At 75.2% G+C, this 26984-nt stretch carries 25 protein-coding genes, 4 tRNA genes and 1 pseudogene; 22 read left to right on the top strand and 8 right to left on the bottom strand.

Translation table 11 applies throughout. From position 1 onward, the window contains the following. Positions 1 to 78: 78 nt before the first annotated feature. The 7 genes from FKM96_RS00885 to FKM96_RS00855 form a co-directional block, all read right to left on the bottom strand. Entirely contained in the window at positions 79 to 3702 is a 3624-nt protein-coding gene (locus FKM96_RS00885; protein ID WP_210417335.1) for a TM0106 family RecB-like putative nuclease, read from the bottom strand. 51 nt (positions 3703 to 3753) lie between these two features. Then, the gene (locus tag FKM96_RS00880) at positions 3754 to 4161 is read right to left on the bottom strand and encodes a phage holin family protein (RefSeq protein WP_147793663.1); all 408 of its coding nucleotides are present in this window, start codon (positions 4159 to 4161) and stop codon (positions 3754 to 3756) included. A 79-nt stretch (positions 4162 to 4240) separates the two neighbouring features. Further along, entirely contained in the window at positions 4241 to 5401 is a 1161-nt protein-coding gene (locus FKM96_RS00875) for a SpoIIE family protein phosphatase (protein WP_147793662.1), read from the bottom strand. A 12-nt stretch (positions 5402 to 5413) separates the two neighbouring features. Beyond that, the gene (locus FKM96_RS00870) at positions 5414 to 6202 is read right to left on the bottom strand and encodes an alpha/beta fold hydrolase (protein WP_246855306.1); all 789 of its coding nucleotides are present in this window, start codon (positions 6200 to 6202) and stop codon (positions 5414 to 5416) included. Between the two features lie 140 nt (positions 6203 to 6342). Beyond that, positions 6343 to 6417, bottom strand: a tRNA-Val gene (locus FKM96_RS00865). Positions 6418 to 6433: 16 nt separating this feature from the next. Continuing rightward, positions 6434 to 6504, bottom strand: a tRNA-Cys gene (locus FKM96_RS00860). 53 nt (positions 6505 to 6557) lie between these two features. Then, positions 6558 to 6629: transfer RNA gene (locus tag FKM96_RS00855), tRNA-Gly, on the bottom strand. 229 nt (positions 6630 to 6858) lie between these two features. Between FKM96_RS00855 and FKM96_RS00850 the strand changes: the two genes are divergently transcribed. Both FKM96_RS00850 and FKM96_RS00845 read left to right on the top strand, forming a co-directional pair. Then, positions 6859 to 7986, top strand: coding sequence for a chorismate-binding protein (locus FKM96_RS00850; RefSeq protein ID WP_210417334.1), 1128 nt, complete (start codon positions 6859 to 6861; stop codon positions 7984 to 7986). A 5-nt stretch (positions 7987 to 7991) separates the two neighbouring features. Then, a complete protein-coding gene (locus FKM96_RS00845) occupies positions 7992 to 8843 on the top strand; it encodes an aminotransferase class IV (protein WP_147793660.1) in 852 nt (283 codons plus the stop codon). Positions 8844 to 8867: 24 nt separating this feature from the next. On the opposite strand, the gene FKM96_RS00840 is transcribed toward FKM96_RS00845, so the two are convergent. Further along, complete coding sequence (locus tag FKM96_RS00840) at positions 8868 to 9296, bottom strand: SsgA family sporulation/cell division regulator (RefSeq protein WP_147793659.1); 429 nt, start codon at positions 9294 to 9296, stop codon at positions 8868 to 8870. A gap of 218 nt (positions 9297 to 9514) precedes the next feature. Between FKM96_RS00840 and FKM96_RS00835 the strand changes: the two genes are divergently transcribed. The 20 genes and pseudogenes from FKM96_RS00835 to FKM96_RS00745 all read left to right on the top strand — a co-directional run bounded on the left by FKM96_RS00835 (position 9515) and on the right by FKM96_RS00745 (position 26977). Next, positions 9515 to 9586: transfer RNA gene (locus FKM96_RS00835), tRNA-Val, on the top strand. Between the two features lie 144 nt (positions 9587 to 9730). Further along, positions 9731 to 11746 carry a threonine--tRNA ligase gene (thrS, locus tag FKM96_RS00830; RefSeq protein ID WP_147793658.1) on the top strand — a complete coding sequence of 672 codons (2016 nt, stop codon included), beginning with the start codon at positions 9731 to 9733 and terminating at the stop codon, positions 11744 to 11746. 4 nt (positions 11747 to 11750) lie between these two features. After that, positions 11751 to 12356 carry an HIT domain-containing protein gene (locus tag FKM96_RS00825; protein ID WP_246855117.1) on the top strand — a complete coding sequence of 202 codons (606 nt, stop codon included), beginning with the start codon at positions 11751 to 11753 and terminating at the stop codon, positions 12354 to 12356. A 7-nt stretch (positions 12357 to 12363) separates the two neighbouring features. Next, a complete protein-coding gene (gene pgsA / locus FKM96_RS00820) occupies positions 12364 to 12981 on the top strand; it encodes a phosphatidylinositol phosphate synthase (RefSeq protein ID WP_147793657.1) in 618 nt (205 codons plus the stop codon). Further along, complete coding sequence (locus FKM96_RS00815) at positions 12978 to 13973, top strand: phosphatidylinositol mannoside acyltransferase (RefSeq protein WP_147793656.1); 996 nt, start codon at positions 12978 to 12980, stop codon at positions 13971 to 13973. Before pgsA ends, FKM96_RS00815 begins: the two co-directional genes overlap by 4 nt. Beyond that, positions 13970 to 14758 (top strand): annotated as a pseudogene (locus FKM96_RS22025) (glycosyltransferase family 4 protein); the annotation flags it as partial. The gene FKM96_RS00815 and the pseudogene FKM96_RS22025, both read left to right, overlap by 4 nt. Positions 14759 to 14867: 109 nt before the next feature. Further along, on the top strand, positions 14868 to 15197 hold the full coding sequence (locus tag FKM96_RS22020; protein ID WP_371300515.1) for a glycosyltransferase: 330 nt from the start codon (positions 14868 to 14870) through the stop codon (positions 15195 to 15197). A 52-nt stretch (positions 15198 to 15249) separates the two neighbouring features. After that, positions 15250 to 15882 carry a hypothetical protein gene (locus FKM96_RS00805; RefSeq protein ID WP_147793655.1) on the top strand — a complete coding sequence of 211 codons (633 nt, stop codon included), beginning with the start codon at positions 15250 to 15252 and terminating at the stop codon, positions 15880 to 15882. A 183-nt stretch (positions 15883 to 16065) separates the two neighbouring features. Further along, positions 16066 to 16914 carry a pyridoxal 5'-phosphate synthase lyase subunit PdxS gene (gene pdxS / locus FKM96_RS00800; RefSeq protein WP_239068540.1) on the top strand — a complete coding sequence of 283 codons (849 nt, stop codon included), beginning with the start codon at positions 16066 to 16068 and terminating at the stop codon, positions 16912 to 16914. Beyond that, positions 16911 to 17531: an NUDIX hydrolase gene (locus FKM96_RS00795; protein ID WP_371300469.1), complete on the top strand. Its 621-nt coding sequence runs from the start codon at positions 16911 to 16913 to the stop codon at positions 17529 to 17531. The genes pdxS and FKM96_RS00795 overlap by 4 nt, the downstream gene beginning before the upstream one ends. Positions 17532 to 17580: 49 nt before the next feature. Beyond that, positions 17581 to 18795, top strand: a complete 1215-nt coding sequence (locus FKM96_RS00790) for a pyridoxal phosphate-dependent aminotransferase (RefSeq protein ID WP_246855116.1) — start codon at positions 17581 to 17583, stop codon at positions 18793 to 18795. A 9-nt stretch (positions 18796 to 18804) separates the two neighbouring features. Next, a complete protein-coding gene (pdxT, locus tag FKM96_RS00785) occupies positions 18805 to 19422 on the top strand; it encodes a pyridoxal 5'-phosphate synthase glutaminase subunit PdxT (RefSeq protein ID WP_147793653.1) in 618 nt (205 codons plus the stop codon). 85 nt (positions 19423 to 19507) lie between these two features. Then, the gene (locus FKM96_RS00780; RefSeq protein WP_147793652.1) at positions 19508 to 20263 is read left to right on the top strand and encodes a YebC/PmpR family DNA-binding transcriptional regulator; all 756 of its coding nucleotides are present in this window, start codon (positions 19508 to 19510) and stop codon (positions 20261 to 20263) included. A gap of 178 nt (positions 20264 to 20441) precedes the next feature. Then, positions 20442 to 21014, top strand: coding sequence for a crossover junction endodeoxyribonuclease RuvC (gene ruvC / locus FKM96_RS00775; protein WP_147793651.1), 573 nt, complete (start codon positions 20442 to 20444; stop codon positions 21012 to 21014). A 106-nt stretch (positions 21015 to 21120) separates the two neighbouring features. Beyond that, positions 21121 to 21741, top strand: a complete 621-nt coding sequence (gene ruvA, locus FKM96_RS00770) for a Holliday junction branch migration protein RuvA (protein WP_147793650.1) — start codon at positions 21121 to 21123, stop codon at positions 21739 to 21741. Next, positions 21734 to 22789 (top strand): Holliday junction branch migration DNA helicase RuvB, encoded by a 1056-nt coding sequence (ruvB, locus tag FKM96_RS00765; RefSeq protein ID WP_371300468.1) that lies wholly within the window; start codon positions 21734 to 21736, stop codon positions 22787 to 22789. The genes ruvA and ruvB overlap by 8 nt, the downstream gene beginning before the upstream one ends. 132 nt (positions 22790 to 22921) lie before the next feature. Further along, entirely contained in the window at positions 22922 to 23344 is a 423-nt protein-coding gene (gene yajC, locus FKM96_RS00760; RefSeq protein WP_147793649.1) for a preprotein translocase subunit YajC, read from the top strand. A gap of 101 nt (positions 23345 to 23445) precedes the next feature. Next, a complete protein-coding gene (gene secD, locus FKM96_RS00755; RefSeq protein WP_147793648.1) occupies positions 23446 to 25305 on the top strand; it encodes a protein translocase subunit SecD in 1860 nt (619 codons plus the stop codon). Then, entirely contained in the window at positions 25305 to 26411 is a 1107-nt protein-coding gene (gene secF, locus FKM96_RS00750; protein WP_147793647.1) for a protein translocase subunit SecF, read from the top strand. The genes secD and secF overlap by 1 nt, the downstream gene beginning before the upstream one ends. After that, complete coding sequence (locus FKM96_RS00745) at positions 26408 to 26977, top strand: adenine phosphoribosyltransferase (protein ID WP_147793646.1); 570 nt, start codon at positions 26408 to 26410, stop codon at positions 26975 to 26977. Before secF ends, FKM96_RS00745 begins: the two co-directional genes overlap by 4 nt. Positions 26978 to 26984: the final 7 nt, after the last annotated feature.

Raw genomic sequence — 26984 nt, 5'->3', positions numbered from 1 at the left:
CGGCGTGCGGCGCGCCGGTCCGGGTCCGGGCACGGCGTGCCCGCACTGCACTGTCCCCCGGGCCGCGCGGCGACCGGCTCACCCGGGCGGGGTGAGAGTCCCCGGCGTCGTCGGCGTCGGGGCGTGCCCGCCGAGCCGGAGGAACGCCCCCAGCTCGGCGAGCTGCGCCGGCGCGGCGGGCAGGTAGTCGGTGAGCCGCGGGGACCGCACGACCACGGCGGCCCACTTCCCCCGGGACAGCGCGACGTTGAGCCGGTTGCGGGACAGCAGGAACTCCATGCCGCGCGGCACGTCCTCGGGTGTCGACGCCGCGAGCGACACCAGCACGACCGGCGCCTCCTGCCCCTGGAACCGGTCGACCGTCCCCACCCGCACGCCGTCGAGCCCCGACGCCGCCAGGGCCCGGGTCAGCGTCCACACCTGGGCGTTGTACGCGGCGACGACCAGGACGTCCTCCGGGACCAGCGGGCGGGTGGCCCCGTCCTCGGTCCAGGCGCGCCCGATCATCCCGCGGACCTCCGAGACGACCCGCTCGGCCTCCTCGACGCTCGACACGGCGTTGCCGTCGTGGTCGACCAGCACGGTGCGCACCCCCGCGGGCACGCCGTCGAGGTGCCGGGCCGCGGCGGACGGCACAGCGTGCAGCCGCCCGTCGTAGGCGAGCTCCGACACCGGCGCGCACAGCTCCGGGTGCATCCGCCAGGTGGCGTCGAGGAAGTAGCCGAGCTCCGGCGGCAGCGTGTCGTGCCCGTCCGTGAGCCAGCCCAGCGCCGAGGTGTCGACGGGCTCGGGGTGGTGGCCCTGCGACACCTGCGGCAGCTGCTGCGGGTCGCCGAGCAGCAGCAGGTTCCGCGCGCCCGCGGAGGCCGCGAACGTGTTCGCGAGCGAGAACTGGCCCGCCTCGTCGACCACGAGGAGGTCGAACCCGCCCTCGGGCAGCCGGTCGGGGTGCGTGACGTCCCACAGGGTGCCGCCGAGGACGAATCCGCCGCGCTGCGCGGCGAGGAACCGCCCGAACGCGGTCGAGCCCGTCAGGGCCGTCCACGCCGGGGCCGCCGTGGCGCCCGGGCGGGGCTTCTTGCCGACCGCCGCCGGGTCCACCCCCGCCTCGACGACCTTCGCCAGCAGGTTCTCCACCACGGCGTGCGACTGCGCGACGACGCCGACCCGCCAGCCGTCGGCGACCAGCGCGGCGACCACGTGCGACCCGGTGTACGTCTTCCCGGTCCCGGGCGGGCCCTGCACGGCGAGGTAGGAGCCGTCGAGGTCCCGCAGCGCGGCGGTGATCGCGCCCACGGTGCCGTCCGGCTCGTCCGCGGGCACGGGCAGCGGCCGGCCCGAGCGGGTGCGCGGCGGGAGCCGGCGCGCGAGGTCCAGGGCGGCCTGGTGGGGGACGGCGGGCAGCCCCGCGGCGACACGCTCCGCCAGGCCGCGCAGGGCCGCCGTGATCGTCCCCGTCGGCGGGGGCGGCGTCGGGCCGAGGCCCATCGGCGGGCGGTCGTGCGGCGCCCACGCCGCGTGGAGGCGCTCGGACACCAGCAGCTCGTCGCGCGCGGCGGCCCCGTCGCCGGCCGAGGTCACGTCGAGGACGGTGAACCCCGGCGCGTACCCGCGGGTCGCGTGCCGGGGGACCTGGGCGTGCTCGGGCGCGGGCGCGTCGAACAGGCCGAAGCACGTCGCGCCCGCGCGCAGCTCGCTGCCGGGCTCCAGCCGCCCCGTCAGCCGCAGGACGCGCTGCTGCGTGCGGGCGCGCGGCGGGGTGTGCCAGTCGGTGACGACCTCGACCCGCTCGGCCACGAACGTCGAGCGCGGGTCGGTCCAGTCGGCGGGGTCCGCGGACAGCCGGTCGAAGTGCGCCCACCAGAACGGCTTCTGCTCGCGCCAGTGGTAGCCGAGGGCGGCGCCGAGCAGGGCGACGGCCTGCTGGTCCGGGGTGCGGCGGTGCGGGTCGGCCGTCCCGGCGCGCTCGGCGGGGTCGTCGGCGAAGGCCGCGAGGGCCGCGACGAGGGCGTCGTGCTCGGGGGCGTCGTCGGCCGACCCGTCGTCGGCCGACCCGTCGCCGGGTGCCGCGACCGCCGGGACGTGCGGCCGCGGGTGCACCCCGGCGTCGGCACCGCGCTCGAGCAGCCAGTCCCGCAGCAGGCGCGTCGACCCGCAGTCGTCCGCGTTGTAGTCGGCGATGGCCGCCAGCGCCGCGCGCCACCCGGCGTCGTCGCCCGCGTCCCGCAGCGCGCAGGCCCGGGCGTACTGGTCGATCGAGTCACCCGCGGTGGTGACCTCGCCCGTGCGCGCCGCGGGCATGTACAGCGGCTCGAGCTTCTTCAGCGACGACGAGCGCTGCCCGGTGCGCAGCGACCCGCGCACCGTCGCGTACAGGTCGACGAGCACCCCCGCGCGCAGCAGGTCGTCGACGTCCGCCTCGCCGACGCCGTGCCGCGCGGCCAGCCGGAGCAGGGCGGTCTTCTCGTACGGGGCGTAGTGGTAGACGTGCATCCCGGGGTGCGCGGCCCGGCGCTCGCGGACGTAGGCGAGGAAGTCGACGAGCGCCTGCTTCTCCTGCGCCCGGTCGTGCGCCCAGAACGCCCGGAACGGCGCGTCTGCGCCGGGGGAGGCGGGTACCTCGACGAGCCCGAAGAGGTACTCCAGGCCCCAGGTCGCGGGCTGGCCGTCGGGACCGACCTCCCCGGCGGAGTACAGCGGGTCGCCCTCGAAGTCGAAGAACACGTCGCCCGGGTCGGGGGCCGGCAGCGCCGCGATCGGTGCCGTGTCGAACACGTCGGCCAGGACCGACCCGTCCCCGTGGTCCTGCCGCGACTGCAGCGCCGCCTGCGCGCGCAGCGTCGCGAGGGTGCCGGTGCCGACCCCGTCGACGGGCTCGGTCCGTGCGGCCAGGTCCTCGATGCTCCGCACGCCGGCGTCCCGGAGGTGCGCCGCCTGGGAGGTGCGCACGCCCGCCACGAGCAGCACGTCACGGCGCGCCTCCAGCTCCGGGGCGCACACGGCGCACCGCCCGCACGCCCGGTACCGCGGGTCGCCCCACGCGGCGGGCGCGTCGCCCGCGCGGTGCTCGCCGAGCAGCCGCTGCAGCCGCTCCCGGCGGTCCCGGTACACCGGCACCAGGTCGCGGAGCCGGTGCCGGGTGGCGCGGCCGTCGCCGAGCACGAGCTCCGCGTGCTCGGTCAGCGGGATCCCGGCCGCCTGGAGCTGGTCCGCGTACGCGGCGACCTGGAGCAGCGCGGTGGGTCGCTCGTGCCGGGCGAGCTTGGCGTCCACGACCGTGTACCGCGGCGAGGGGTGGCCGGGGTCGCGCACCAGGAAGTCGGCGTACCCCGTGAACGTCCCGTCGAACAGCGCGGCCTGGCCGAGCACGTCCACGCCCCGGCGCAGCAGGGCGAGCGTGCGGTCGTGGGCGGCGGCGAGGCCGGCGACCGTGCGGTCCTCGGGCCGGGGGAGCACCAGCACCCCGCGCCCGGTGCCCGCGTCGTAGGGGCCGAGCGCCGCCAGGTGCGCGTCGAGCAGGCGCCGCTCGTGCGCGGCGCCCAGCCGGCCGGCGCGGGCCGCGGTGGGGTCGACGGCGCGGTCGACCGCGGGGGCGCGGCCGAGCGCGGCGTCGAGGGCGCGGACCACGGCGTAGGGGCACGCGGCCGCGGCGGCGAGGTCGCTCGCGCTCAGGGCGAGCGCGCCGTCGTCGAGGATCTGCACGCCAGGAGGCTACGGGGCGCCGGGGACACGGCGCCGCCGCGCCCCGGCTCGTCAGGCGGGGCGCGGCCCGCCTGCCCGGCGCTCCTCCAGCCGGCGTCGCAGGAACAGCAGCGGCAGCAACCAGGTCGCCAGCGCCGTGACGAGCCAGACGATCACGACCGCGGCGATCCAGGTCGCCGCCCCGCCGTCGATCGTCAGCCCGCCGGTGAAGGTCGAGGCGACCAGCAGGGCGACGAAGGTCGACACCAGACCGATCCCGCCCAGGAACGCGCCGGCGTAGCGGGCCGCCATCTTCGCGATGAACGGCGACAGCACCGCCTGGGCGACCGTGAACACGATGACCGCGGCGAGGAACCCGCTGGTCGTCAGGTGGAAGCCGTCGAGGAGGAGCGAGGCCACCCACAGCCCGAGGGCCGCCGAGCCGAGGAAGATCAGCAGCCGGATCAGGAAGATGATCATGGCGGGCTCCAGCGTCCGGGCGGGCCGCGCGGGTGCTGCGGCGGCCCCTCCACCGTGGCCGCGGCCCCCGGCGGTGGCATCACCTCCGCGGGGTGACCGGTCCGGCGTCGACCGCCAGGGTGACGACGGCGATGTCGTCGCGCGGGTCGCCGGCCTGGAACGCCAGCACGTCCGCCAGCACCGCCCCGGTGGTGTCGGCGGCCGTCGCGCGGTGGGCGTCGACGGCGTCGGCGAGGCGTTCGGCCCCGTACAGCCGCGGTCCTCGACGCCCCTCGGTGACGCCGTCCGTGAACAGCACCAGCGCGTCGCCCGGGCCCAGCTCCACCTCGGTGTCGACGAAGGCGGGGGCGGGCATGATGCCGAGCACGTGCCCGTACGCCCCGACGGGTCGCGACGCCTCGCCGGCCCGGCGGAGGAGCGGCAGCGGGTGCCCGCCGCTCGCGACCGTGGCGCGCCAGCGCGCGCCCTCCCGGCGCAGCCGCACGAGCACCGCGGTGCAGAACCGGTCGGTGTCGGCGCGGCGCAGCGCCGAGTCGAGGGTGTGCAGGACGTCGTGAGGCGCCGGGTGGTCGACCGCCGCGGCGCGCACCGTGTGCCGGGCCAGCGCCGTGACGACCGCGGCGTCGGTGCCCTTGCCCTGCACGTCCCCGAGCACCACCACCCAGTCGTCGGCGGCGACCTGGAAGACGTCGTAGAAGTCGCCGCCGACGTGGCGGCCGTCGCCCGCCGGCCGGTACGCCGCCGCGACGTCCAGCCCGGGGATGTGCGGCGGCGTCGGGGGGATGAGCGTCTGCTGCAGGGTCTGCGCGAGCCGGACGGCGCGCGCCTCGGAGGCCTCGGCGCGCCGCTTGGCCGCGAGCACCTCGTGCTCGTACCGGCGCCGCTCGGTCACGTCGAACACCGCGGACCGGATGCCGACCGGCCGCCCCGCCTCGTCGCGGTCGAGCACCGAGGTGACGAGGACCGGCATCCGCCGCCCGTCCGCGCAGACGATCTCCAGGGCGATCTCGCGCGCGGAGCCCTGCATGCGCAGCGACGGCGCGACGTGCGTCTCGTGGAAGATCCGGTCGCCGACGGGGAGCAGGTCGACGAACCGGCGTCCGCCCAGGTCGGCGCGGGTGTACCCGGTCCAGGCGAGGAAGGTCTCGTTGACCCGGACGAGCTCCCCGTCGGGCGTGGTGGACAGGTGGCCGCACGGGGCGTGCTCGTAGAGCAGCCGGTCCTCGGTCGCGTCCGCCACGGGTCCCTCCTCTCAGCCGCGGAGGAACGCGGTGATCGCGGCCGTCGTCGCCTCGGGCGCGCTGAGCTGCGGGCAGTGGCCGCTGGCGTCGAGCAGCACGAGCTCCGCGCCGGGGATCGCGTCCCGCACGTACTCGCCCACCACGACCGGCGCGATGACGTCCTCGCTGCACTGGAGCACGAGGGTCGGCACCGTGACCTTGGCGAGGTCGGCCCGGTTGTCGGACAGGAACGTCACGCGCGCGAACTGCCGGGCGATGTCGGGGTCGGCCCGGCAGAAGCTCTCCGTCAGCTCGGCCGCGAGCCCGGGACGGTCCGGGTTGCCCATGATGGCCGGCGCCATCGCCCGCGACCAGCCGAGGTAGTTGCTGTCGAGCGACTCGAGCAGCTCGGCGATGTCGGCCGCGGAGAAGCCGCCGGTGTAGCCGTCGTCGTCGAGGTAGCGCGGCGACGGCCCGATCAGGACCAGCCGCGCGAACCGGTCGGGCTCGGCGACCGCCGCCAGCACGCCGATCATCGCCGACACCGAGTGGCCGACGAGCACGACTTCGGTGAGGTCGAACTCGTGGACGATCGCGAGGACGTCGTCCGCGTAGCCGTCCAGCGAGGAGTACCGGTCGCGGTCGTACGCCCCCGGGTCGGAGCCGCCCGCGCCGACGTGGTCGAAGGTGATGACGCGGTACGCGTCCTCGAAGCGCGGGGCCACGAGCCGCCACATGTGCTGGTCGCAGCCGAACCCGTGCGCGAACAGGAGCGGCTGCGCGCCGGGCACGCCCGAGACCCGGATGTGGTGCCGTTGCATGACGCTCACGGGGCGAGCGTACCGAGCCGCGGCGTCACACCTGCAGCCGGGCCGGGCCGCGCCCCCGAGGGAGTCGTCGGCGACGCTCACGGCCCGGAGCACGACGAAGGCCCCAGGTCGGTGACCTGGGGCCTTCGTGCTGGTGGGCGATACTGGGATCGAACCAGTGACCTCTTCCGTGTCAGGGAAGCGCGCTACCGCTGCGCCAATCGCCCGGGTGTTGCTACTACGAGGTGGAGATGGGATTCGAACCCACGTATACGGCTTTGCAGGCCGCTGCCTCGCCTCTCGGCCACTCCACCCTGAGACCTCAGTCCTCAGCGACCGAAAGGTCGGCCGGGAGTGTCTGCCTCCGAGCGGACGACGGGATTCGAACCCGCGACCCTCACCTTGGCAAGGTGATGCTCTACCACTGAGCCACGTCCGCGCGCCTGTCCTGCCGGTTCTCACCGGCGTTCCTGGTGCGTCGAGAACATTAGCCGACTTCCGAGGCGGGAGTCCAATTGGCTGACCAGGGGCCCGAAGTCCCGCGTGATGACGCGGATCGGGCCTCTCAGCAGGGCTGTCGTGGGCCCCGGGCGGCCGGGACCGGGTCGTGCGACCTGCGCCACACGCCCTCCCGCGGACCGGGGGCGCGGCTGGCTAGCGTGGCCTCCGTGCCGACTCCTCCCGCCGCCCCGGCGGCGCCGCCGACACCCGCCCCCGGCGTCGCCTGGTTCGGCGGGCGGCTGCTCCGCGACCCGGTCGAGCACGTGACCGACGTGGCCCGGGAGCCCGCGCGGCTGCGCGCGCCGGGGCACTGGGTGCTCGTGGGGGACTTCGAGGGGCCGGTGGCCGCCTGGCGGTTCCGGGCCGCCGAGGACGACGCGGCCATCGGGCCGGTGCGCGGTGCCCGGGCGTGGCGCGGTCCCGACCCCGCCGCGTGGTCGACCTCGCTCGACGAGGGCGCCTACGTCGCCGCCGTGGCAGCGGTCCGCGACGCCGTGCGCGAGGGCGACGTGTACCAGGCCAACCTCTGCCGGGTGCTGGCGGCCCCGCTGACGGCCGACGGGGGTCGCGAGCCCGACGCCCGCGCCCTCGGCGCACGCCTCGCCGTCGGCAACCCCGCGCCCTACGCCGGCGGCGTCCACGTGCCGGCCGGGGGAGCGGTGCCGCCGGTCTGGGTGGTCACGGCGTCGCCGGAGCTCTACCTCCGGGTCGAGGACGGCTGGGTCACCTCCGCGCCGATCAAGGGCACCGCGCCCACCGCCGCCGGGCTCACCGCCAAGGACCGGGCCGAGAACGTGATGATCACCGACCTGGTGCGCAACGACCTGCAGCGGGTCTGCGAGCCGGGGACGGTCGAGGTGACGACGCTGCTCGGCGTCGAGGAGCACCCCGGGCTGGTGCACCTGGTGTCGACGGTGCGCGGGCGGCTGCGCACCGACGTGCGCGACGGCGCCGACCTGTGGGCGCTGCTGCTGGGCGCGACGTTCCCGCCGGGGTCGGTGTCGGGGGCGCCGAAGTCGTCGGCGCTCGACCTGATCCGGCGGCTGGAGCCGGTGCCGCGGGGGCCGTACTGCGGCGCGGTGGGCTGGGTCGAGGTCGCGGAGGACGGCGGCGTGCGCGCCGAGCTCGCCGTCGGGATCCGGACGTTCGTGTGGCGGGACGGCGTGCTGCGGTTCGGCACGGGCGCGGGGATCACGTGGGGGAGCGACCCCGACGCGGAGTGGGCGGAGACGGAGCTGAAGGCCCGGCGGCTCGTCGGGCTTGCCTCGGGCGACGCGGGCCCGGTGGCAGGATGACCGCCGTGGCGAGCGTCCTGTGGGCCGGCGGCCGGCTGCGCGACCCGCGCGAGCCCGTCGTCGCGGGCACCGACCCCGGGTACGCGACCGGCCTCGGCCTGTTCGAGACGTGCGCGGTCGTCCGGGGCCGCGCGTTCGCGCTCACCCGGCACCTGGCGCGCCTCACCGCGTCGGGCGCCGCGCTGGGTCTGCCGGTGGTCCCCGACAGCGACGTCCGCGAGGCCGTCGCGGCGGTGCTCGCGGCCAGCGGCCCGGAGGTGGGTCGGCTCCGCATCACGGTGAGCCCGGGCGCGCCCGGCCCGGACGGCGAGGCCCCTGCGCCGCCCACCCTCGTCGTCACCGCCGCCCCCGCGCCGGCCCGCGGCCCCGCGCACGTCGTCCGGTCCGCCTGGGTGCGCAACGAGCGCTCCCCGCTGGCCGGGCACAAGTCGACCTCCTACGCCGCGGACGTCCTGGCGCTGGCGGTGGCGACCCGCGCCGGCGGGAACGAGGCGCTGCTGGCGAACACGCGCGGCGTTCTGTGCGAGGGCGCCACGTCGAACGCGCTCGTCGAGCGCGGCGGCGAGCTCCTGACCCCCGCCCTGTCGTCGGGCTGCCTGCCGGGCGTGACCCGCGCGCTGGCGCTGGCGTGGGCGGCCGAGACGGGCCTGCCGGTCCGGGAGGCGGGCGAGGACGAGCTGCCGTGGTCGGTCGTCGAGGACGCGCGGGGCGGGGCGGCGGGCCTCGCGCTGGCGGGGTCGCTGCGGGGCGTCGTCGGCGTCGAGGCGGTCGAGGGCGCGCCGACGCCGGTCGGCCCGGTCACCGCCGAGCTGGCGCGGCTGTTCCGGGCGCGCGCCGACGACGACCTGGACCCGTAGGCCCTGGTCGCCGGGGGCGACGGGTCAGGCGGTGAGCAGCGCCGCGATGAGGGCGGCGATCTCGCCCTCCATGCGGTCGCTCTCGGTGCCGAGCGCGACCAGCTGCTCGGTCGCGGTGAGGAACCGCTCGAGGGGCTCGGACGGGGACGCGAGCAGCGCGCTGCCCTCGATGCCCGTGAGCGAGATCAGGGTGAACATCGGGTCCTCGTCGCGCCACACCTGGACGTCGCCGCAGCCGGCGGGGTCCTCGGCGTCGGCGAGCATGCCCTGGAGCAGCAGCTCGCGGCCGAGCAGCCACACCGAGGTGGACTGCGGCGAGGTGAACACGGCGCGGACCGTGTAGGGGTCGCTCACGCGGTAGGACAGCTCAGCGGTGACAGGCAGGACGCTGGCATCGGAGCTGATGAGCTGCATGGCGACGGTCTCGACGACGTCGTACGAGCGCTGGGCCACCGCATCCTCCTTCACACACGTCTCGCGAGAAGACCATCATGACGCACGGGTCGCCAGGAGCGGAGGTCCCGGGCCGAACTTCACCCACCCGGACGCCTCACCCGCCGCCCCGCCCGGACGACGTCGCGGGCCCCCGCGGCGCCGGCCCGCGCTCCACGAGCGGGGCGCCGCGCCGATTTCGGTTCCGCGCCCCCGGTCGGGTAATGTTCTCGTCTGCCGGGCGATTGGCGCAGTGGTAGCGCGCTTCGTTCACACCGAAGAGGTCACTGGTTCGAACCCAGTATCGCCCACCGGCTCGAAGGCCCCGGTCCCGTCGCGGACCGGGGCCTTCGTCGTGCCCGACCTCGTGGCGGGCCCTCGACCGGGTGACCGGTCGGTAGCATCGACCCGGACCCCGCGCGCGAGGCGCGGGCCCGACCGGAGGAGACCCCGCAGTGTCCGAGCTCATCACCCTCACCGTCGACGGCACCAGCACCACGGCCGAGGCGGGGACCACGGGCACGGACCTGTTCGCCGCTCGCCGCGACGTGGTCGTCGTGCGGGTCGACGGGGACCTCTGGGACCTGTCCCGCCCGCTGCCCGACGGCGCGGTCGTCGAGGCCGTCACCGTCGACTCGCCGGACGGCCTCGCCGTGCTGCGCCACTCCGCGGCCCACGTGCTCGCGCAGGCGGTGCAGGAGGTCAACCCGAAGGCGAAGCTCGGCATCGGACCACCGGTGACCGACGGCTTCTACTACGACTTCGACGTCGAGGAGCCGTTCACCCCCGAGGACCTCAAGGCCCTCGAGAAGGTCATGTCCCGGATCGTCAAGGAGAACCAGACGTTCCGCCGGGTCGAGGTCACCGACGACGAGGCGCGCGCGCTGGCCGCGGACGAGCCGTACAAGCTCGAGCTGATCGGCCTCAAGTCGACGGCGGACACGGCGGGCGAGGGCGCGTCGGTCGAGGTCGGCGCCGGCGGCCTCACCTACTACCAGAACGTGCGCGGCGCGGGCCGGGAGTCCGAGACGGTCGTGTGGCAGGACCTGTGCCGCGGCCCGCACGTGCCCAGCACCAAGGTGCTCGGCAACGGCTTCCAGCTGACCCGGTCCGCGGCCGCCTACTGGCGCGGGTCGGAGAAGAACCCGCAGCTGCAGCGGATCTACGGCACGGCGTGGCCGACCAAGGACGAGCTCAAGGCGTACCTGGAGCGCGTGGCCGAGGCCGAGCGCCGTGACCACCGCCGGCTCGGCACCGAGCTCGACCTGTTCTCGTTCCCGGACGAGATCGGCTCGGGCCTGGCGGTGTTCCACCCCAAGGGCGGCATCATCCGGATGGAGATGGAGGAGTACAGCCGGCGCAAGCACGTCGAGGCGGGCTACTCGTTCGTCAACTCGCCGCACATCACCAAGCAGCAGCTGTTCGAGATCTCCGGCCACCTGGACTGGTACGCGGACGGCATGTACCCGCCCATGCAGCTGGACGAGGAGCGCGACGCCGAGGGCAACATCAAGCGCGCGGGGCAGAACTACTACCTCAAGCCGATGAACTGCCCGATGCACAACCTGATCTTCGACTCCCGGGGTCGCTCGTACCGCGAGCTGCCGCTGCGGCTGTTCGAGTTCGGCACGGTGTACCGGTACGAGAAGTCCGGCGTGGTGCACGGCCTGACCCGCGCCCGCGGCTTCACCCAGGACGACGCGCACATCTACTGCACGCGCGACCAGATGAAGGGCGAGCTCACCAGCCTGCTCACCTTCGTCCTCGACCTGCTCAAGGACTACGGCCTGGACGACTTCTACCTGGAGCTGTCCACCCGGAACCCCGAGAAGTCGGTCGGCGAGGACGCGGCGTGGGAGGAGGCGACCGAGACGCTGCGCCAGGTCGCGACCGAGTCCGGCCTGGAGCTGGTCCCGGACCCGGGCGGCGCCGCGTTCTACGGCCCGAAGATCTCCGTCCAGGCCAAGGACGCGATCGGCCGCACCTGGCAGATGTCGACGATCCAGCTCGACTTCAACCTGCCGGAGCGGTTCGACCTCGAGTACACGGCCGCGGACGGCACCCGGCAGCGCCCGGTGATGATCCACCGCGCGCTGTTCGGGTCGATCGAGCGGTTCTTCGCGGTGCTGACCGAGCACTACGCGGGCGCCTTCCCGGCCTGGCTCGCGCCGGTCCAGGTGCTCGCGGTGCCGGTCGCCGAGCCGTTCGAGCCGTACCTGGAGGACGTCGTCGCCCAGCTGCGCGCCCAGGGCATCCGCGCGGAGCTGGACCGGTCCAGCGACCGGTTCGGCAAGAAGATCCGCAACGCCTCGACCCAGAAGATCCCGTTCGTGCTGATCGCGGGCGGCGAGGACGCGGAGGCCGGCGCGGTGTCGTTCCGGTACCGGGACGGCCGCCAGGAGAACGGCGTCCCGGTCGCGGAGGCCGTGCAGCGCGTCGTGACCGCCGTGCGCGAGCACGCGCAGGTCTGACGCGGTGACGGCGCACGACGACGGCCCGGGGGAGCCGGCGGTGGAGGACGCCGCCGGCCTCCCCGGCGTGCCCGACGGCTTCGGCCGGCTGTGGACCCCGCACCGGATGGCCTACATCGGCGGGGAGAACAAGCCCGCCGACGGCGCCGAGGGCGACGGCTGCCCGTTCTGCCGGATCCCGTCGCTGTCCGACGAGGACGGCCTGGTCGTGGCGCGCGGCGCGGTCGCCTACGTCGTGCTCAACCTGTACCCGTACAACGGCGGCCACGTCCTGGTGGTCCCGTACCGGCACGTCGCCGACTACACGGACCTGACGGGCGCCGAGGTCGCGGAGGTGGCCGAGCTGACCCGCACCGCGATGCGCGTGCTGCGCGAGGTCAGCGGCCCGCACGGCTTCAACCTGGGGATGAACCAGGGCGCCGTCGCCGGCGCGGGGATCGCGGCGCACCTGCACCAGCACGTCGTGCCGCGCTGGTCGGGCGACAGCAACTTCCTGCCGATCGTCGGCCGCACCCGGGCGCTGCCGGAGCTCCTGCACGACACCCGGGCGCGCCTCGCGGCGGCCTGGCCGGCGGGCGACGACCGCCCGGCCGGCGACCAGAAGGGATGACCGGCCCGTGCTGAACGGACTGCGAGGAGCCATGACGCGGCTCTTCACCCCGGTGGCGGACGCGCTGCTCAAGCGCGGCGTCTCCCCGGACGCGGTGACCATCACCGGCACCGTCGCCGTCGTCGCGGCGGCCCTGTGGCTGTTCCCGGCGGGGCACTTCCTGGCGGCGAGCCTGGTCATCGCGTTCTTCGCGCTGACCGACAGCCTGGACGGGGTGATGGCGCGCCGCGCCGGCCGGTCCGGGCCGTGGGGCGCGTTCCTCGACTCGACGCTCGACCGGTTCGGCGACGCGGCGATCTTCTCCGGCCTCGTGCTGTGGTTCGTGCACGGCAGCGACTCGGCCTGGGCCGGCTGGGGCTCCGGTCTCGCGCTGGCGTGCCTGGTGCTCGGCGCGATCGTGCCGTACGCCCGGGCCCGCGCCGAGGGGCTCGGCATGACCGCGGCGGTCGGGATCGCCGAGCGCGCCGACCGGCTCGCGACGGTCCTGGTCGCGACGGCCCTCGTCGGGGTCGGCGTGCCCGAGCCCGTGCTGGTCGTGGTGCTGGGCCTGCTCGCCGTGGCGTCGTTCGTGACGGTCGTGCAGCGGGTGCTGACGGTCCGGCGCCAGGCGCTGGGGGCGGCGTGAGGCGCCCGCAGGTGGACGTCGCGCGGCTGTTCGCGTTCGCGTGGCGGGTCGTGGGCAAGGTCCCGGACCCGGTCGTGCGCGGTGCGTTCCGCCTGGTCGCCGACGTGGCGTGGCTGCGCCGCGGCGCGGGCGTCCGGCAGCTGGAGGCGAACCTCGGCCGGGTGCGGCCGCAGGCCCGCCCGGAGGAGGTCCGTCGGCTGAGCCTGCTCGGCATGCGGTCGTACATGCGGTACTACGGCGAGTCGTTCGCCCTGGTGGGCGCGAAGCCGGAGCAGATCGACGCGCGCGTGCGCCTGGTCGACCCGGGTGAGGTCGTCGCGACGATGAACGAGGGCCGGATGGTCGTCATGGCGCTCGGGCACCTGGGCAACTGGGACCTCGCCGGCGCCTGGGCCACCCGCAACCTCGGCCGGACGGTCACCGTCGCCGAGCGGCTCAAGCCCGAGGCGCTGTTCCAGGAGTTCCTCCGGTTCCGCGAGGGCATCGGGCTCGAGATCATCCCGCTGGCCAACGGCGGGGGTGCGGGCGGCGGCGGGGTGTTCCGTGAGCTGGTCCGCGCGGCCCGGCAGCCCACGGCGGGCCTGATCCCGCTGCTCGCCGACCGCGACCTCACCGCCCGCGGCGTCGAGGTCGACCTGTTCGGCGAGCGCGCGCGGGTCGCCGCCGGCCCGGCCGCGCTGGCGGTCTCCACGGGCGCCCCGCTGTGCGCCACCTCGATCACCTACGAGCGGCTCACGGGCGCGCGCCGCCGCGCCGCCGGGACCGCGTGGGGCGTCGTGATCGAGTTCGGCCGGCTGCTGACCGTGCCCGACGACGTGCCGAAGGCCGACCGGGTCGCGGTGCTGACCCAGGCCTGGGTCGACGACCTCGGCCGCGGCATCGCCCGGGCCCCGCAGGACTGGCACATGCTGCAGAAGGTGTTCGTCGCGGACCTCGACCCCGGGCGGTACGCGAAGACGCTCGCGGCGGAGGCCGGGGGAGCCGCGCGGTGATCGCCGGCCTGGCCCCGGGACCCTCCCGGCCGCTGCGGGTCGGCATCGTCTGCCCCTACTCGTTCGACGTCCCCGGCGGCGTGCAGTTCCACGTCCGCGACCTCGCCGAGGCGCTGATCGGCCGCGGGCACAGCGTGTCGGTGCTGGCGCCGGCCGACGACGACACCCCGATCCCGGAGTACATGACCTCCGCGGGGAAGGCCGTGCCCGTCCGGTACAACGGCTCGGTCGCCCGGCTGGCGTTCGGCCCGATCACCGCGGCGAAGGTGCGCCGCTGGCTCGAGGCGGGGCAGTTCGACGTGCTGCACCTGCACGAGCCGGCCACGCCGTCGCTGAGCATGCTCGCGCTGTGGATCGCCGACGGCCCCGTGGTGGCGACGTTCCACTCGTCGCTGGTGCGGTCCCGGTCGCTGCAGATCGCCTACCCGCTGGTGCGGCAGTCGCTGGAGAAGATCGGCGCCCGGATCGCGGTGTCCGAGGACGCCCGCCGGACGCTGGTCGAGCACCTGGGCGGCGACGCCGTGGTGATCCCGAACGGCGTGTTCGTCGACGCGTTCCGCGGCACGCCCGCCGACCCGCGCTGGGCCGGCACCCCCGAGGCGCCCACGGTGGTGTTCCTGGGCCGGCTGGACGAGCCGCGCAAGGGGCTGCCCGTGCTGCTCGGCGCGGTGCCGGAGGTGCGCCGGGCGTTCCCGGGCGCCCGGTTCCTCGTGGCGGGGCGCGGCGACACCGGCCCGGACGAGGTGCGCGAGCTGATCGGCGACGACGCGGACGCGGTGGAGTTCCTCGGCGGGATCAGCGACGAGGACAAGGCGCGGCTGCTCGCGTCGGCGGACGTTGTACTGCGCACCGCAGACCGGCGGCGAGTCGTTCGGCATCGTGCTGGTCGAGGCGATGAGCGCGGGCACCGCGGTGCTGGCGTCGGACCTCGGCGCGTTCCGGCGGGTGCTCGACGACGGGCAGGCCGGGGCGCTGTTCCGGACCGGCGACTCCGCCGACCTCGCGCGCGTGCTGGTCGGGCTGCTCTCCGACGGCGGGGAGCGGGCGCGGATCGCGGCGGCGGGCGAGGCCGCCGTGGCGCGGTACGACTGGTCGACGGTGACGCACCAGGTGCTGACCGTGTACGAGATGGCCGTCGAGGGCAGCGCGGCGCCGGTCGGCGAGGACCCGACCTCGCGGCGCGGTGCCCGGACGGCGCTGAAGCGCCTGCGGGGTGACGAATGATCACACCCCACGACATCGTTCGCTGCGCTCACGATCCCGCGGGGGCCCCGAGATGAGCTGGTCCGAGACCGCCGTGCTGGTGGTCGGCGTGCTGCTGGTCGTGCTGTGGTGGTCCTGGGTGGCCGCGTCCCGCATCGACCGGCTGCACCGCAAGGTCGCCGCGTCGCGCGCGGTGGTCGACACCCAGCTGCTCCGGCGCGCGTCGGCCGCGTCCACCCTGGCGGCGTCCGGCGTGCTCGACCCGGTGAGCTCGGTGCTCGTCGGCGAGGCGTCCTGGGCGTCGATCGCCGCGGGCAGCCCGCAGACCCAGGGCATGGCCCGGCTTCCCGCCGAGCTCCGCGGGCCGGAGCGGGTCGACCCGGCCACGGCGGACCGCGGGCTGGTCGAGTCCGAGCTGTCGGCGACCCTGCGCGAGGCCCTGGACGACCCCGAGGAGGTCGCGGCGCTGCGCGAGGAGCCCGGCGCGGGCGAGCTGATCGACGCGCTCGGGGACGCCTGGTACCGGGTGCAGCTGGCCCGCCGGTTCCACAACGAGGCCGTCGCCCAGGCGCAGCGGATGCGCCGCGGCTGGGCGGTGCGCACCCTCCGGCTGGCGGGGCGCGCGCCCATGCCGCAGACGCTCGAGCTGGACGACGCGTGGCCCGCCGCGCTAGGCCGGCCCGGGCAGCCGCCGGCCGCGGCCTGAGGCGGGGGACGCACCCGCGCGCCGGGTGTGGACGCACACCGTGGGCGGCGCGCGGCGCGACTACGATGGGATCCGGAAACTCCCCTGAGCCGAACTGCGAGGACCTCCGTGACCACCGACACCACCCAGCCCACCACCGGCACCGACGTCCCCGCGGTGGGCACCGCCCGCGTGAAGCGCGGCATGGCGGAGATGCTCAAGGGCGGCGTGATCATGGACGTGGTCACCGCCGAGCAGGCCAAGATCGCCGAGGACGCCGGCGCGGTCGCCGTCATGGCGCTCGAGCGGGTCCCGGCCGACATCCGCGCCCAGGGCGGCGTCGCGCGGATGAGCGACCCGGACCTCATCGACGGCATCGTCAACACCGTGTCGATCCCGGTCATGGCGAAGGCCCGCATCGGCCACTTCGTCGAGGCGCAGGTGCTGCAGAGCCTCGGCGTGGACTACGTCGACGAGTCCGAGGTACTGACCCCGGCCGACTACGCGCACCACATCGACAAGTGGCAGTTCACCGTGCCGTTCGTCTGCGGCGCGACCAACCTGGGCGAGGCGCTGCGCCGCATCACCGAGGGCGCGGCGATGATCCGCTCCAAGGGCGAGGCCGGCACCGGCGACGTGTCGAACGCGACCACCCACATGCGGACCATCCGCGACGAGATCCGCCGGCTGTCCTCGCTGCCCGAGGACGAGCTGTTCCTCGCCGCCAAGGAGCTGCAGGCGCCGTACGACCTCGTGGTCGAGGTGGCCCGCGCCGGCAAGCTGCCGGTCGTGCTGTTCACCGCGGGCGGCATCGCCACCCCGGCCGACGCGGCGATGATGCGCCAGCTCGGCGCCGAGGGCGTGTTCGTCGGCTCCGGCATCTTCAAGTCGGGCAACCCGGCGCAGCGCGCCGCGGCGATCGTCAAGGCCACCACCTTCTACGACGACCCGGACGTCATCGCGAAGGTGTCCCGCGGCCTCGGCGAGGCGATGGTCGGCATCAACGTGGACGACGTCCCGGTGCCGCACCGCCTGGCCGAGCGCGGCTGGTGACCCACCCCGTGCCGACCGACGGCCCGTCGACCCCCGCGGGGGCCGGCGGGCCGTCGCCGTCGGGGGCGCCGGTGGAGTCCTCGTTGGGCGCCGACTGGGTGCTGGGGGAGGACGGCCTGCGGTTCCGCCGGGCCGCCCGCGTGCTGCTGGTCGACGCCGAGGACCGCCTGCTGCTGGTCCGTGGGCACGACGTCGACCAGCCCGAGCGGTCCTGGTGGTTCACCGTCGGCGGCGGGATCGACCCCGGGGAGTCCGCGCGCGAGGCGGCGGTGCGCGAGGTCCGGGAGGAGACCGGCCTGCTGCTGGACGACGCCGCTCTCGTGGGCCCGGTGCTGACCCGGTCCGCGCTGTTCGACTTCTACGCCGAGCACTGCCGCCAGGACGAGGAGTTCTTCCTGGCGCGGGTCGCCGACGCTGTGGACACCGCCACGATCGCGCGCGACGGCTGGACCGAGGTGGAGCTCGACGTGCTGGACGAGCTGCGCTGGTGGCACCTGGACGAGCTGGCCGCCGAGACGCGCGAGGTGTTCCCCGAGGGGCTGCCGGACCTCGTCCGGCCGCTCCTGGCGGGCTGGGACGGGTCCGTGCGGCACCTCGGTCTGCAGCGCGACGACTGACGTTACCGGGGAGTAACGTCCGGGCCCGGTTCTCGGCTAGGGTCGGCCGGTGCCCATCTCGACCTCGCCCGTGACCCGCATGCACCGCAGCGGCATCCGCACCCTCATGGAGCTCGCCATGCGCGACCCGGAGGCGATCCGCCTGGAGATCGGCGAGCCCGACGTGCCGACGCCCGCGCACGTCGTCGCCGCGGCGGGCCGGGACGCCGCCGCGGGGCACACGGCGTACACGTCGAGCACCGGCACCCCCGAGCTGCGGGCCGCGCTGGCCGAGAAGGTGCGCCGGGTCAACGGCCTCGACGTCACCGCCTCGGACGTGGTCGTCACGCACGGCGCGATGCACGGGCTGGCCATGGCGATCAACGCGCTCGCCGGCCCGGGGGACCAGGTGCTGCTGCCCGACCCCGAGTTCCCGAACTGGCGGATGGCCGCCGTGGCCGCCGGGGTCGACGTCGCGACCTACCCGGCGCACGCCGCGAACGGCTTCGTGCCGACCCTCGAGGACATCGCCGCGTCGATCACGCCCGCCACGCGCGTGATCGTCGTCTGCTCGCCGAACAACCCCACCGGCGCGATGTACCCGCCGGAGCTGCTGGCCGGCGTCGTCGAGCTGGCCCGCGAGCGGGACCTGTGGGTGTTCTCGGACGAGTGCTACGAGGCGATCACCTTCGACCGCCCGCACGCCAGCCCCGCGGCCTTCGACACCGACGGCCGGGTCCTGACGTTCTTCAGCTTCTCCAAGACGTACGCGATGACCGGCTGGCGGCTCGGCTACGTCGTGTCCCGGGACCCAGGAGTCATCGACCTGCTGGGCCAGGTCGCCGAGGCGACCGTCGCCTGCCCGTCGTCGGTCAGCCAGCGGGCCGCGCTCGCCGCGCTGACCGGCCCGCAGGACGACGTGACCGCGGCGGTCGACTCGTACCGGGAGCGGCGCGACGCCGCGGTCGCGCTGCTCGACGCGCGCGGCATCCCGTCGGTGCGGCCGCAGGGCGCGTTCTACCTCATGGTCGACGTGTCGGCCGCGATGCGGGACTCCGAGGCGTTCGCGCTGCGGCTGCTCGCCGACCGGCACGTGTCGGTGTCCCCGGGGTCGGCGTTCGGGCCGGGCGGCGAGGGCATGGTGCGGGTGTCGCTGGCCGCCGAGCGCGGCGCGCTGCTCGAGGGCCTGTCCCGGCTGGCCGACGCGGTGGCCGACTGGTCCCGCGCAGGCGCGGCCGCCGCGGGCGTCGGCGGCGGTGCGCTGGCCGGCGTCGCCGATTCGTAGGATGTGCGGGTGACCGCCACCCCCACCATCGGTGTCCTGGCCCTGCAGGGCGACGTCCGCGAGCACCTCGCCGCGCTGCGCGCGACCGGGGCCGAGGCCGTCCCGGTGCGCCGCGAGTCCGAGCTCGACGCCGTCGACGGCCTGGTGCTGCCCGGCGGCGAGTCGACGACGATCGACAAGCTGCTGCGCGCGTTCGACCTCGACGTGCCCGTGCGCAAGCGGCTCGAGGCGGGCATGCCCGCGTACGGGTCGTGCGCCGGGATGATCCTGCTCGCCGACCGGATCGTCGGCGGCATCGACGGGCAGCGCACCCTGGGCGGGCTCGACGTCACCGTGCGCCGCAACGCGTTCGGGCGCCAGGTCGACTCGTTCGAGACCGACCTGACCATCGACGGCGTCCCGGACAGCGCGGCGGACCCGGTGCACGCCGTGTTCATCCGCGCGCCCTGGGTCGACGAGGTCGGCCCGGCCGCGACCGCGCTCGCCCGCGTGGAGTCGGGGCCCGCCGCCGGTAGGATCGTCGCGGTGCGCCAGGGCTCGTTGCTCGCCACGTCCTTCCACCCGGAGGTGACGGGGGACACGCGGGTGCACCGGCTGTTCGTCGAGATCGTCCGCGACGCCCTGTGAGAGCGGGGGCGCGCTCCGCTGCCGGAGCGCGCCGCACCGCCGGCCCGGGCAGCGCCGGGGCGGCGCGGGAAACGAGAGGGAAGCGATGTCGGGTCACTCCAAGTGGGCCACCACCAAGCACAAGAAGGCCGTGATCGACGCGAAGCGCGGCAAGCTCTTCGCGAAGCTGATCAAGAACATCGAGGTCGCCGCGCGCACCGGCGGTGGTGACCCCGCGGGCAACCCGACGCTGTTCGACGCCATCCAGAAGGCCAAGAAGACCTCGGTCCCCAACGACAACATCGAGCGCGCCGTCAAGCGCGGCTCGGGTGCCGAGGCCGGCGGCGCGGACTACCAGACGATCCTCTACGAGGGCTACGGCCCCGGCGGCGTCGCGTTCCTGGTCGAGTGCCTCACCGACAACCGGAACCGCGCGGCGGCCGACGTGCGCGTCGCGTTCACCCGCAGCGGCGGCCAGATGGCCGACCCGGGCTCGGTGGCGTACCTGTTCTCGCGCAAGGGCGTCGTCATGGTCCCCAAGGAGGGCACCACCGAGGACGACGTCATGCTGACCGTGCTCGACGCGGGCGCCGAGGAGGTCAACGACGCCGGCGAGGCCTTCGAGGTGCTGTCCGAGGCGACCGACCTCGTCAAGGTGCGCACCGCGCTGCAGGAGGCCGGCATCGAGTACGACTCGGCCGACGTCGTGTTCTACCCGGCCACGCAGATCGAGGTGGACGCCGAGGGCGCCCGCAAGATCCTGCGGCTGATCGACGCGCTCGAGGACTCGGACGACGTGCAGAACGTCTACGCGAACTTCGACGCCTCCGACGAGGTCATGGCGGAGCTCGAGGACGACTGAGCCCCGCACGCGCGCGACGCCCCGCCCCGGACCCCCGGGCGCGGGGCGTCGTGCTGTCCGGCGCCGGGTCCCGTCCGCCCGGTCCGCCCGCGCACCTCGACAGTGGAAGGTTGTGACGGACACGCCGTGGGCGTGTCCGTCACAACCTTCCACCGCGGGCGGCTGGGAGGATGGGGGCGTGCGCGTACTCGGTGTGGACCCCGGACTCACCCGCTGCGGGCTGGGCGTGGTCGACGGGCTGCCCGGCCGGAAGGTGCGGATGGTGGCCGTCGGGGTCGCGCAGAGCGCGCCGGCCGCCGACATCGACCAGCGGCTGCTCGTCATCGCCGCGACCATCGACGAGTGGCTCGAGGAGCACGCCCCCGACGCGCTGGCGGTCGAGCGGGTGTTCGCGCAGCACAACGTCAGCACCGTGATGGGCACCGCCCAGGTCGCCGGCATCGCGATGCTCGCGGCGGCGCGCCGGAAGATCCCGGTCGCGATGCACACGCCGTCCGAGGTCAAGGCCGCCGTCACGGGCAGCGGCCGGGCCGAGAAGCCGCAGGTGCAGGCGATGGTGCAGCGGCTGCTGTCCCTCGACGAGCTGCCGCGGCCCGCCGACGCCGCCGACGCGCTCGCCCTGGCGATCTGCCACCTGTGGCGCCCGGCCGGCGCGGTCGGCGCCCCCCAGCGCGCCCCGGGCTCGATGACGGCGGCGCAGCGCGCCTGGGCCCAGGCCGAGCAGGCGGCCCGCCGGGTCCCGTCCCGCTGACCCGCGGCCGCGTGTCGTTCGTACACCTGTTCGCACGCGTGGCAGACTGCACGGCGGGCGCCCGGCCACGCCGGTCCCGCGCCCGCCGCGACTGGGAGGAGCCGGAGTGATCGCCTCGGTGCACGGGACCGTGCAGGCCGTGCGGCTGGACGCCGCCGTCGTGGAGGTCGGCGGCGTCGGCATGCTCGTGCAGGCGACCCCGGCGACGCTCGCGGGCCTGCGGGTCGGGGCGACCGCCACGCTGCACACCTCGCTGGTGGTGCGCGAGGAGTCGCTGACCCTGTTCGGGTTCGCCGACGACGACGAGCGCGAGGTCTTCGAGGTGCTGCAGCAGGTCAGCGGCGTGGGCCCGCGGCTCGCGCTGGCGATGCTCGCGGTGCACACCCCGGACGGGCTGCGCCGCGCGGTCGCCACCGAGGACCTGGCCGCGCTCAAGCGGGTGCCGGGCATCGGGCAGAAGGGCGCGCAGCGGATCGTGCTGGAGCTCGCGGACCGGCTCGGCGCCCCGGCCCCGGTCGCGCTCGCCGGCGGCTCCGCGGCGCCCGCGGGCCGCGCCGACCGCCGCGACCAGGTGGTCGACGCGCTCGTGGGCCTGGGCTGGAACCAGAAGGCCGCCGCCGACGCGGTCGCCGCCGTCCTCGACGGCAGCGACGAGCCGGTGGGGGAGGCCGAGGTCGCGGGCGTGCTGCGCGCGGCGCTGCGCACCCTGGGCGGCGGCCGTGGCTGACGAGGTCGACCTCGGCGTGGACGTCGACCCGGCGGACTCGGTCGTACGCCCCGGCGCCGACGACCTGGAGCGTGCCGCCGAGGCGGCGCTGCGGCCGCGGCACCTCGACGAGTTCGTGGGCCAGAAGGTCGTGCGCGAGCAGCTGTCGCTCGTGCTGCAGGCCGCCCTCGGCCGCGGCCGGGCCCCCGACCACGTCCTGCTGTCCGGCCCGCCCGGGCTCGGCAAGACGACGCTCGCCATGATCATCGCGGCCGAGCTCGGCACCTCGCTGCGCGTCACCAGCGGCCCCGCGATCCAGCACGCCGGCGACCTCGCCGCGATCCTCTCCTCCCTGGAGGAGAACGAGGTGCTGTTCATCGACGAGATCCACCGCCTCGCTCGGCCCGCCGAGGAGCTGCTCTACGTCGCGATGGAGGACTTCCGGGTCGACGTCGTCGTGGGCAAGGGCGCGGGCGCGAGCGCGATCCCGCTGGCGCTGCCGCCGTTCACCGTCGTCGGCGCCACGACCCGCGCCGGCCTGCTCCCGGCGCCGCTGCGCGACCGGTTCGGGTTCACGGGGCACCTCGACTTCTACGCGGACGACGAGCTGGAGCGGGTGCTGGTCCGGTCCGCGGGCCTGCTGGGCGTGCCGCTGGCGCACGAGGCGGCCGCCGAGATCGCCTCCCGGTCCCGCGGCACCCCGCGCATCGCCAACCGGCTGCTGCGCCGGGTGCGGGACTGGGCGCAGGTCCGGGGCGACGGCACGCTGTCGCTCGACGCGGCCCGCGCGGCGCTCGAGGTGTACGAGGTGGACCGCCGCGGCCTCGACCGGCTCGACCGGTCCGTGCTCACGGCGCTGTGCACCCGGTTCGGCGGCGGCCCGGTCGGGCTCACCACGCTGGCGGTCGCGGTGGGCGAGGAGCCGGAGACCGTCGAGACCGTCGCCGAGCCGTTCCTGGTGCGCGAGGGGCTGATCGGGCGGACCCCGCGCGGTCGCGTCGCGACGCCCGAGGCGTGGGCGCACCTGGGGCTGTCCGCCCCGACCCCGGCGGATACGCTGTTCGGCTGAGACCCCCGCGCGCCGCGGCGGCACGAGCAGGTCCCGCACAGGGAACCGGCGCGCGCCCGCGGTCGTTAGGAGCCCGGAGCCGTGGCGCCTAGACTGCGGCCGACGTCGTACGCAGTCAGGAGCTGTTTCTTCGTGGACCCGACCTTCCTCATCATCCTCGTCATCGGCCTCGGGGCGATGTGGCTGCTGTCCAGCCGCCAGCGCAAGGCGCAGCGGGAGCAGCTCAGCTTCCGCGACAACCTGCAGCCCGGCCAGCGGGTGATGACCGGCTCCGGCATGTACGGCACGGTCGTCGAGGTCGACGGCGACGAGGTCACCCTCGAGTCGACGCCCGGCCAGCAGTCCGTGTGGATCAAGGCCGCGATCGCGCGCCTGGTCGAGCCGCCGGTGGCCGACGAGGACGAGGCCGACGAGGTCGACGGCGACGACGCCGAGTGGCGCGACGAGCCGGGCGCCATCCCGCCGGGCCGGATCGACGTCCCGGACGACCTCTCCTCGCTGCAGCCGCCGCGGGACGACGAGGGCCCCGACAGCACCAAGAAGCCCCAGCAGTAGTCGACCGGGCGTCCCACCCCCGCCGCAGGCGGGGGAGGGACGCCCTTCATCCGCACCGCCCGCCGTCCGCGGGCGGTGCGCGCACGAGAGAAGACGGTCCGTTGGCCCCACCCACACGCCGCCGCCACCCGGCGCGCATCCTGCTCACGCTCGCCGTGATCACGGTCGCCGTGTTCGGCGCGATCTTCGCCGGCACCAAGCTGTCGGACGCGACCTGGACGCCCAAGCTCGCCCTCGACCTCGAGGGCGGCACCCAGCTCATCCTGGCGCCGGTCGCCCAGGACGAGTCCCGCGTCACGTCGGAGACCATCGCCCAGGCGATCGAGGTCATCCGCCAGCGCGTCGACTCGTCCGGCGTGGCCGAGGCGGAGATCAGCTCGCAGGGCGGGTCCAACATCGTCGTGGCCCTCCCGGGCCGCCCGAGCGAGGAGACGCTGGACCTCGTCCGCACCTCCGCGCAGATGGAGTTCCGGCCGGTCCTGACCTACGGCGCGGCGACGCCCACGGCGACCCCGTCGGCCAGCCCCACGGACGGCGCCACGGAGCCCTCGGACCAGCCGACGAAGGCGGCCCCGGACTCCGCGAGCGACGCCGAGTACTACATCACCCCCGCCGTGCAGGCGGAGTACGACGCCCTCGACTGCACCGACCCCGCGAACCTCACGGGCGGCAAGCAGGTCGCGGCCGACGCGGCGATGGTCACCTGCGACCCGGACGGCACCGTCAAGTACGTCCTCGGCCCCGTCGAGGTCGAGGGCTCGCACATCGCCAACGCCAGCTCCGGCCTGCAGGTCAGCCAGTCCGGCGCGGTCACCAACAACTGGGCCGTGAACCTGGAGTTCGACCGCACCGGCACCCGCCAGTTCGCGGACGTCACCGAGCGGCTGCAGGGCCTGTCCTCGCCGCAGAACCAGTTCGCGATCGTGCTCGACGGCCTGGTCATCTCGGCCCCGTCGCTCGACCCGGGCGTCATCATCTCGGACGGCAAGGCGGAGATCTCCGGCTCGTTCACCCGGGACTCCGCGACGGCCCTCGCCAACCAGCTCAAGTTCGGCGCGCTGCCGCTGAGCTTCGAGGTGCAGAGCGAGGAGCAGATCTCCGCGACGCTCGGCTCCGAGCAGCTGGAGAAGGGCCTGATCGCCGGCCTCATCGGCCTGATCCTGGTCGTCATCTACTCGCTGTTCCAGTACCGCGCGCTCGGCCTGGTGACGGTCGCGTCCCTGGTCATCGCGGCGGTGCTCACGTACGGCGTGATCACGCTGCTGTCCTGGACGCAGGGCTACCGGCTGTCGCTGCCCGGCGTCGCCGGGTTGATCGTCGCCATCGGCATCACCGCGGACTCGTTCATCGTGTACTTCGAGCGGATCCGCGACGAGCTGCGCGAGGGCCGGACCCTGGTCGCCGCCGTGGACCGGGCCTGGGAGCGCGCGCGCCGCACGATCCTGGCGTCCGACGCGGTGAACTTCCTGGCCGCCGTGGTCCTCTACTTCCTGGCCGTCGGCTCGGTGCGCGGCTTCGCGTTCACCCTCGGCCTGACCACGCTGCTCGACCTGCTCATCGTGTTCACCTTCACCCACCCGGTGATGAAGCTGATCGCGAAGACCCGGTTCTTCGGCAGCGGCCACCCGCTGTCCGGCCTCGACCCGCGCCGGCTGGGCGCGCCCGAGTCGACCCGCTACGTCGGCCGCGGCCGCGTGGTGACGGGCCGCCGGGCGGACGCCGACGCCCCCGCGGAGGAGCCCGCCGACCTCGGCGCCCGGACCTCGACGCTGGTCGCGGCCCCGGTCGGCGCGGGCGGCACGATCGCGGAGCGCCGCGCCGCCGCGCGCGCCGCGCAGACCGAGGCGGAGGCAGGCGCCGACGCGCCCGCCGACGCCGGGACCACCGGCACCACCGACACCGACGAGGAACCCGACGGCAGCACCCCCGCCGCGCGACGCACCGAGGGGAGCGAGTCCTGATGGCCGTCAACTTCGCCCAGTGGGGCAACGACCTGTACACGGGCCGCCGCTCGTACGACATCGTCGGCCGGCGCCGCACCTGGTTCCTGATCTCCGGGATCCTCGTGCTGCTCTCCGTCGTGCTGCTCTTCAAGCCGGGCCTGCACCCGGGCATCGAGTTCCGCGGCGGCTCGCAGTTCACCGTGTCGAACGTGTCGACCACGGACCAGCAGCCCGCCATCGACGCGGTCACCGAGATCGCGCCGGAGGAGGTGCCGCGCGTCAGCAACGTCGGCTCGTCCACGCTGCGGATCCAGACCTCGGAGCTCACCAACGACCAGGTGACCCAGGTCCGCACGGCGCTCGAGGACGCGTACGGCGTGTCCGACGACGACGTGGCGAGCGCGTTCATCGGCCCGACCTGGGGCGCGGACGTGTCGAAGAAGGCCGCGACCTCGCTGATCGTGTTCCTCGTGCTCGTCAGCATCGTCATGACGGTGTACTTCCGGAACTGGCGCATGGCCGTCGCCGCGATCGTCGCGCTGTTCCACGACATCGTCATCACCGCCGGCGTGTACGCCGCGGTCGGCTGGGAGGTCACGCCGGCGACGGTGATCGGCTTCCTCACGATCCTCGGGTACTCGATCTACGACACCGTCGTGGTGTTCGACAAGGTCCGCGAGAACACCGTCGGCATCACCGACCAGACCCGCGCCACCTACGAGGAGCGCGCGAACCTCGCCGTCAACCAGACGCTGGTGCGCTCGATCAACACCTCGGTCGTGGCGCTGCTGCCGGTCGCGGGCATCCTGTTCATCGGGGCGTTCGTCCTCGGCGCCGGCACGCTGCGCGACATCGCGCTCGCGCTGTTCGTCGGCATGATCGTCGGCGCGTTCTCGTCGATCTTCCTGGCGACGCCGCTCGAGGTGGTGCTCCGCCTGCGCGAGCAGCCCATCCGCGAGCACACCGCGAAGGTGCTGGCCGCCCGCGGGCGGCTCGCCGAGGGCGGGCTGGACGAGGACGCGTCCTCGGAGGAGGTCGCGGTCGCGCGGTTCACCGGACAGGTGCGCCCGGGCGGTCACCAGGGAGTCGCGGCGCAGCCGCGCAGGAAGAAGGGCCGGCGATGAGCGGCGTGCAGGACGTGAGCGGGCAGCACCTCGGGCTGACGGGCCAGGCGCTCGTCGACCGGGTCGAGGAGCTCGTGCGCAGCGTGCCCGACTACCCGACGCCGGGCGTGGTGTTCAAGGACATCACCCCGCTGCTCGCGGACGGCCCGGCGTTCGACGCCGTCGTGCGCGAGATGGCCGCCCGCGTCCCTGGCCCCGTCGACCTGGTCGCCGGCATGGAGGCGCGGGGGTTCATCCTCGCGGCGCCGGTCGCCATGGCGCTGGGCGCCGGCTTCCTGCCGGTGCGCAAGGCCGGCAAGCTGCCCGGGCCCACCGCCCGGCGGGACTACGAGCTCGAGTACGGCGCGGCCTCGGTCGAGCTGCACCCGTTCACGGTCCCGGCCGGCTCGCGCGTGCTGGTGGTCGACGACGTGCTCGCCACGGGCGGCACCGCGCAGGCGACCGTCGAGCTGCTGGAGGAGTGCGGGGCCGAGGTCGTGGGCCTGTCCTTCCTCATGGACCTGACGTTCCTGCCGGGCCGGTCGCGGCTCGCGGGGCGGCACGTGGACGCGCTGCTCGCGGTCTGATCCGCGT

Source organism: Cellulomonas sp. Y8 (genome assembly GCF_008033115.1).
Taxonomy (GTDB): domain Bacteria; phylum Actinomycetota; class Actinomycetes; order Actinomycetales; family Cellulomonadaceae; genus Cellulomonas.
This window is presented reverse-complemented; position numbering and strand designations above follow the sequence as displayed.

Bases quoted from the DNA above. Each gene is read 5' to 3' on its own strand.
- FKM96_RS00880 (WP_147793663.1), bottom strand. From the start codon at position 4,161: ATGATCATCTTCCTGATCCGGCTGCTGATCTTCCTCGGCTCGGCGGCC.
- FKM96_RS00870 (WP_246855306.1), bottom strand. From the start codon at position 6,202: ATGCAACGGCACCACATCCGGGTCTCGGGCGTGCCCGGCGCGCAGCCG.
- FKM96_RS22020 (WP_371300515.1), top strand. From the start codon at position 14,868: ATGAGCGCGGGCACCGCGGTGCTGGCGTCGGACCTCGGCGCGTTCCGG.
- FKM96_RS00805 (WP_147793655.1), top strand. From the start codon at position 15,250: ATGAGCTGGTCCGAGACCGCCGTGCTGGTGGTCGGCGTGCTGCTGGTC.
- pdxS (WP_239068540.1), top strand. From the start codon at position 16,066: ATGGCGGAGATGCTCAAGGGCGGCGTGATCATGGACGTGGTCACCGCC.
- FKM96_RS00780 (WP_147793652.1), top strand. From the start codon at position 19,508: ATGTCGGGTCACTCCAAGTGGGCCACCACCAAGCACAAGAAGGCCGTG.
- secF (WP_147793647.1), top strand. From the start codon at position 25,305: ATGGCCGTCAACTTCGCCCAGTGGGGCAACGACCTGTACACGGGCCGC.
- FKM96_RS00745 (WP_147793646.1), top strand. From the start codon at position 26,408: ATGAGCGGCGTGCAGGACGTGAGCGGGCAGCACCTCGGGCTGACGGGC.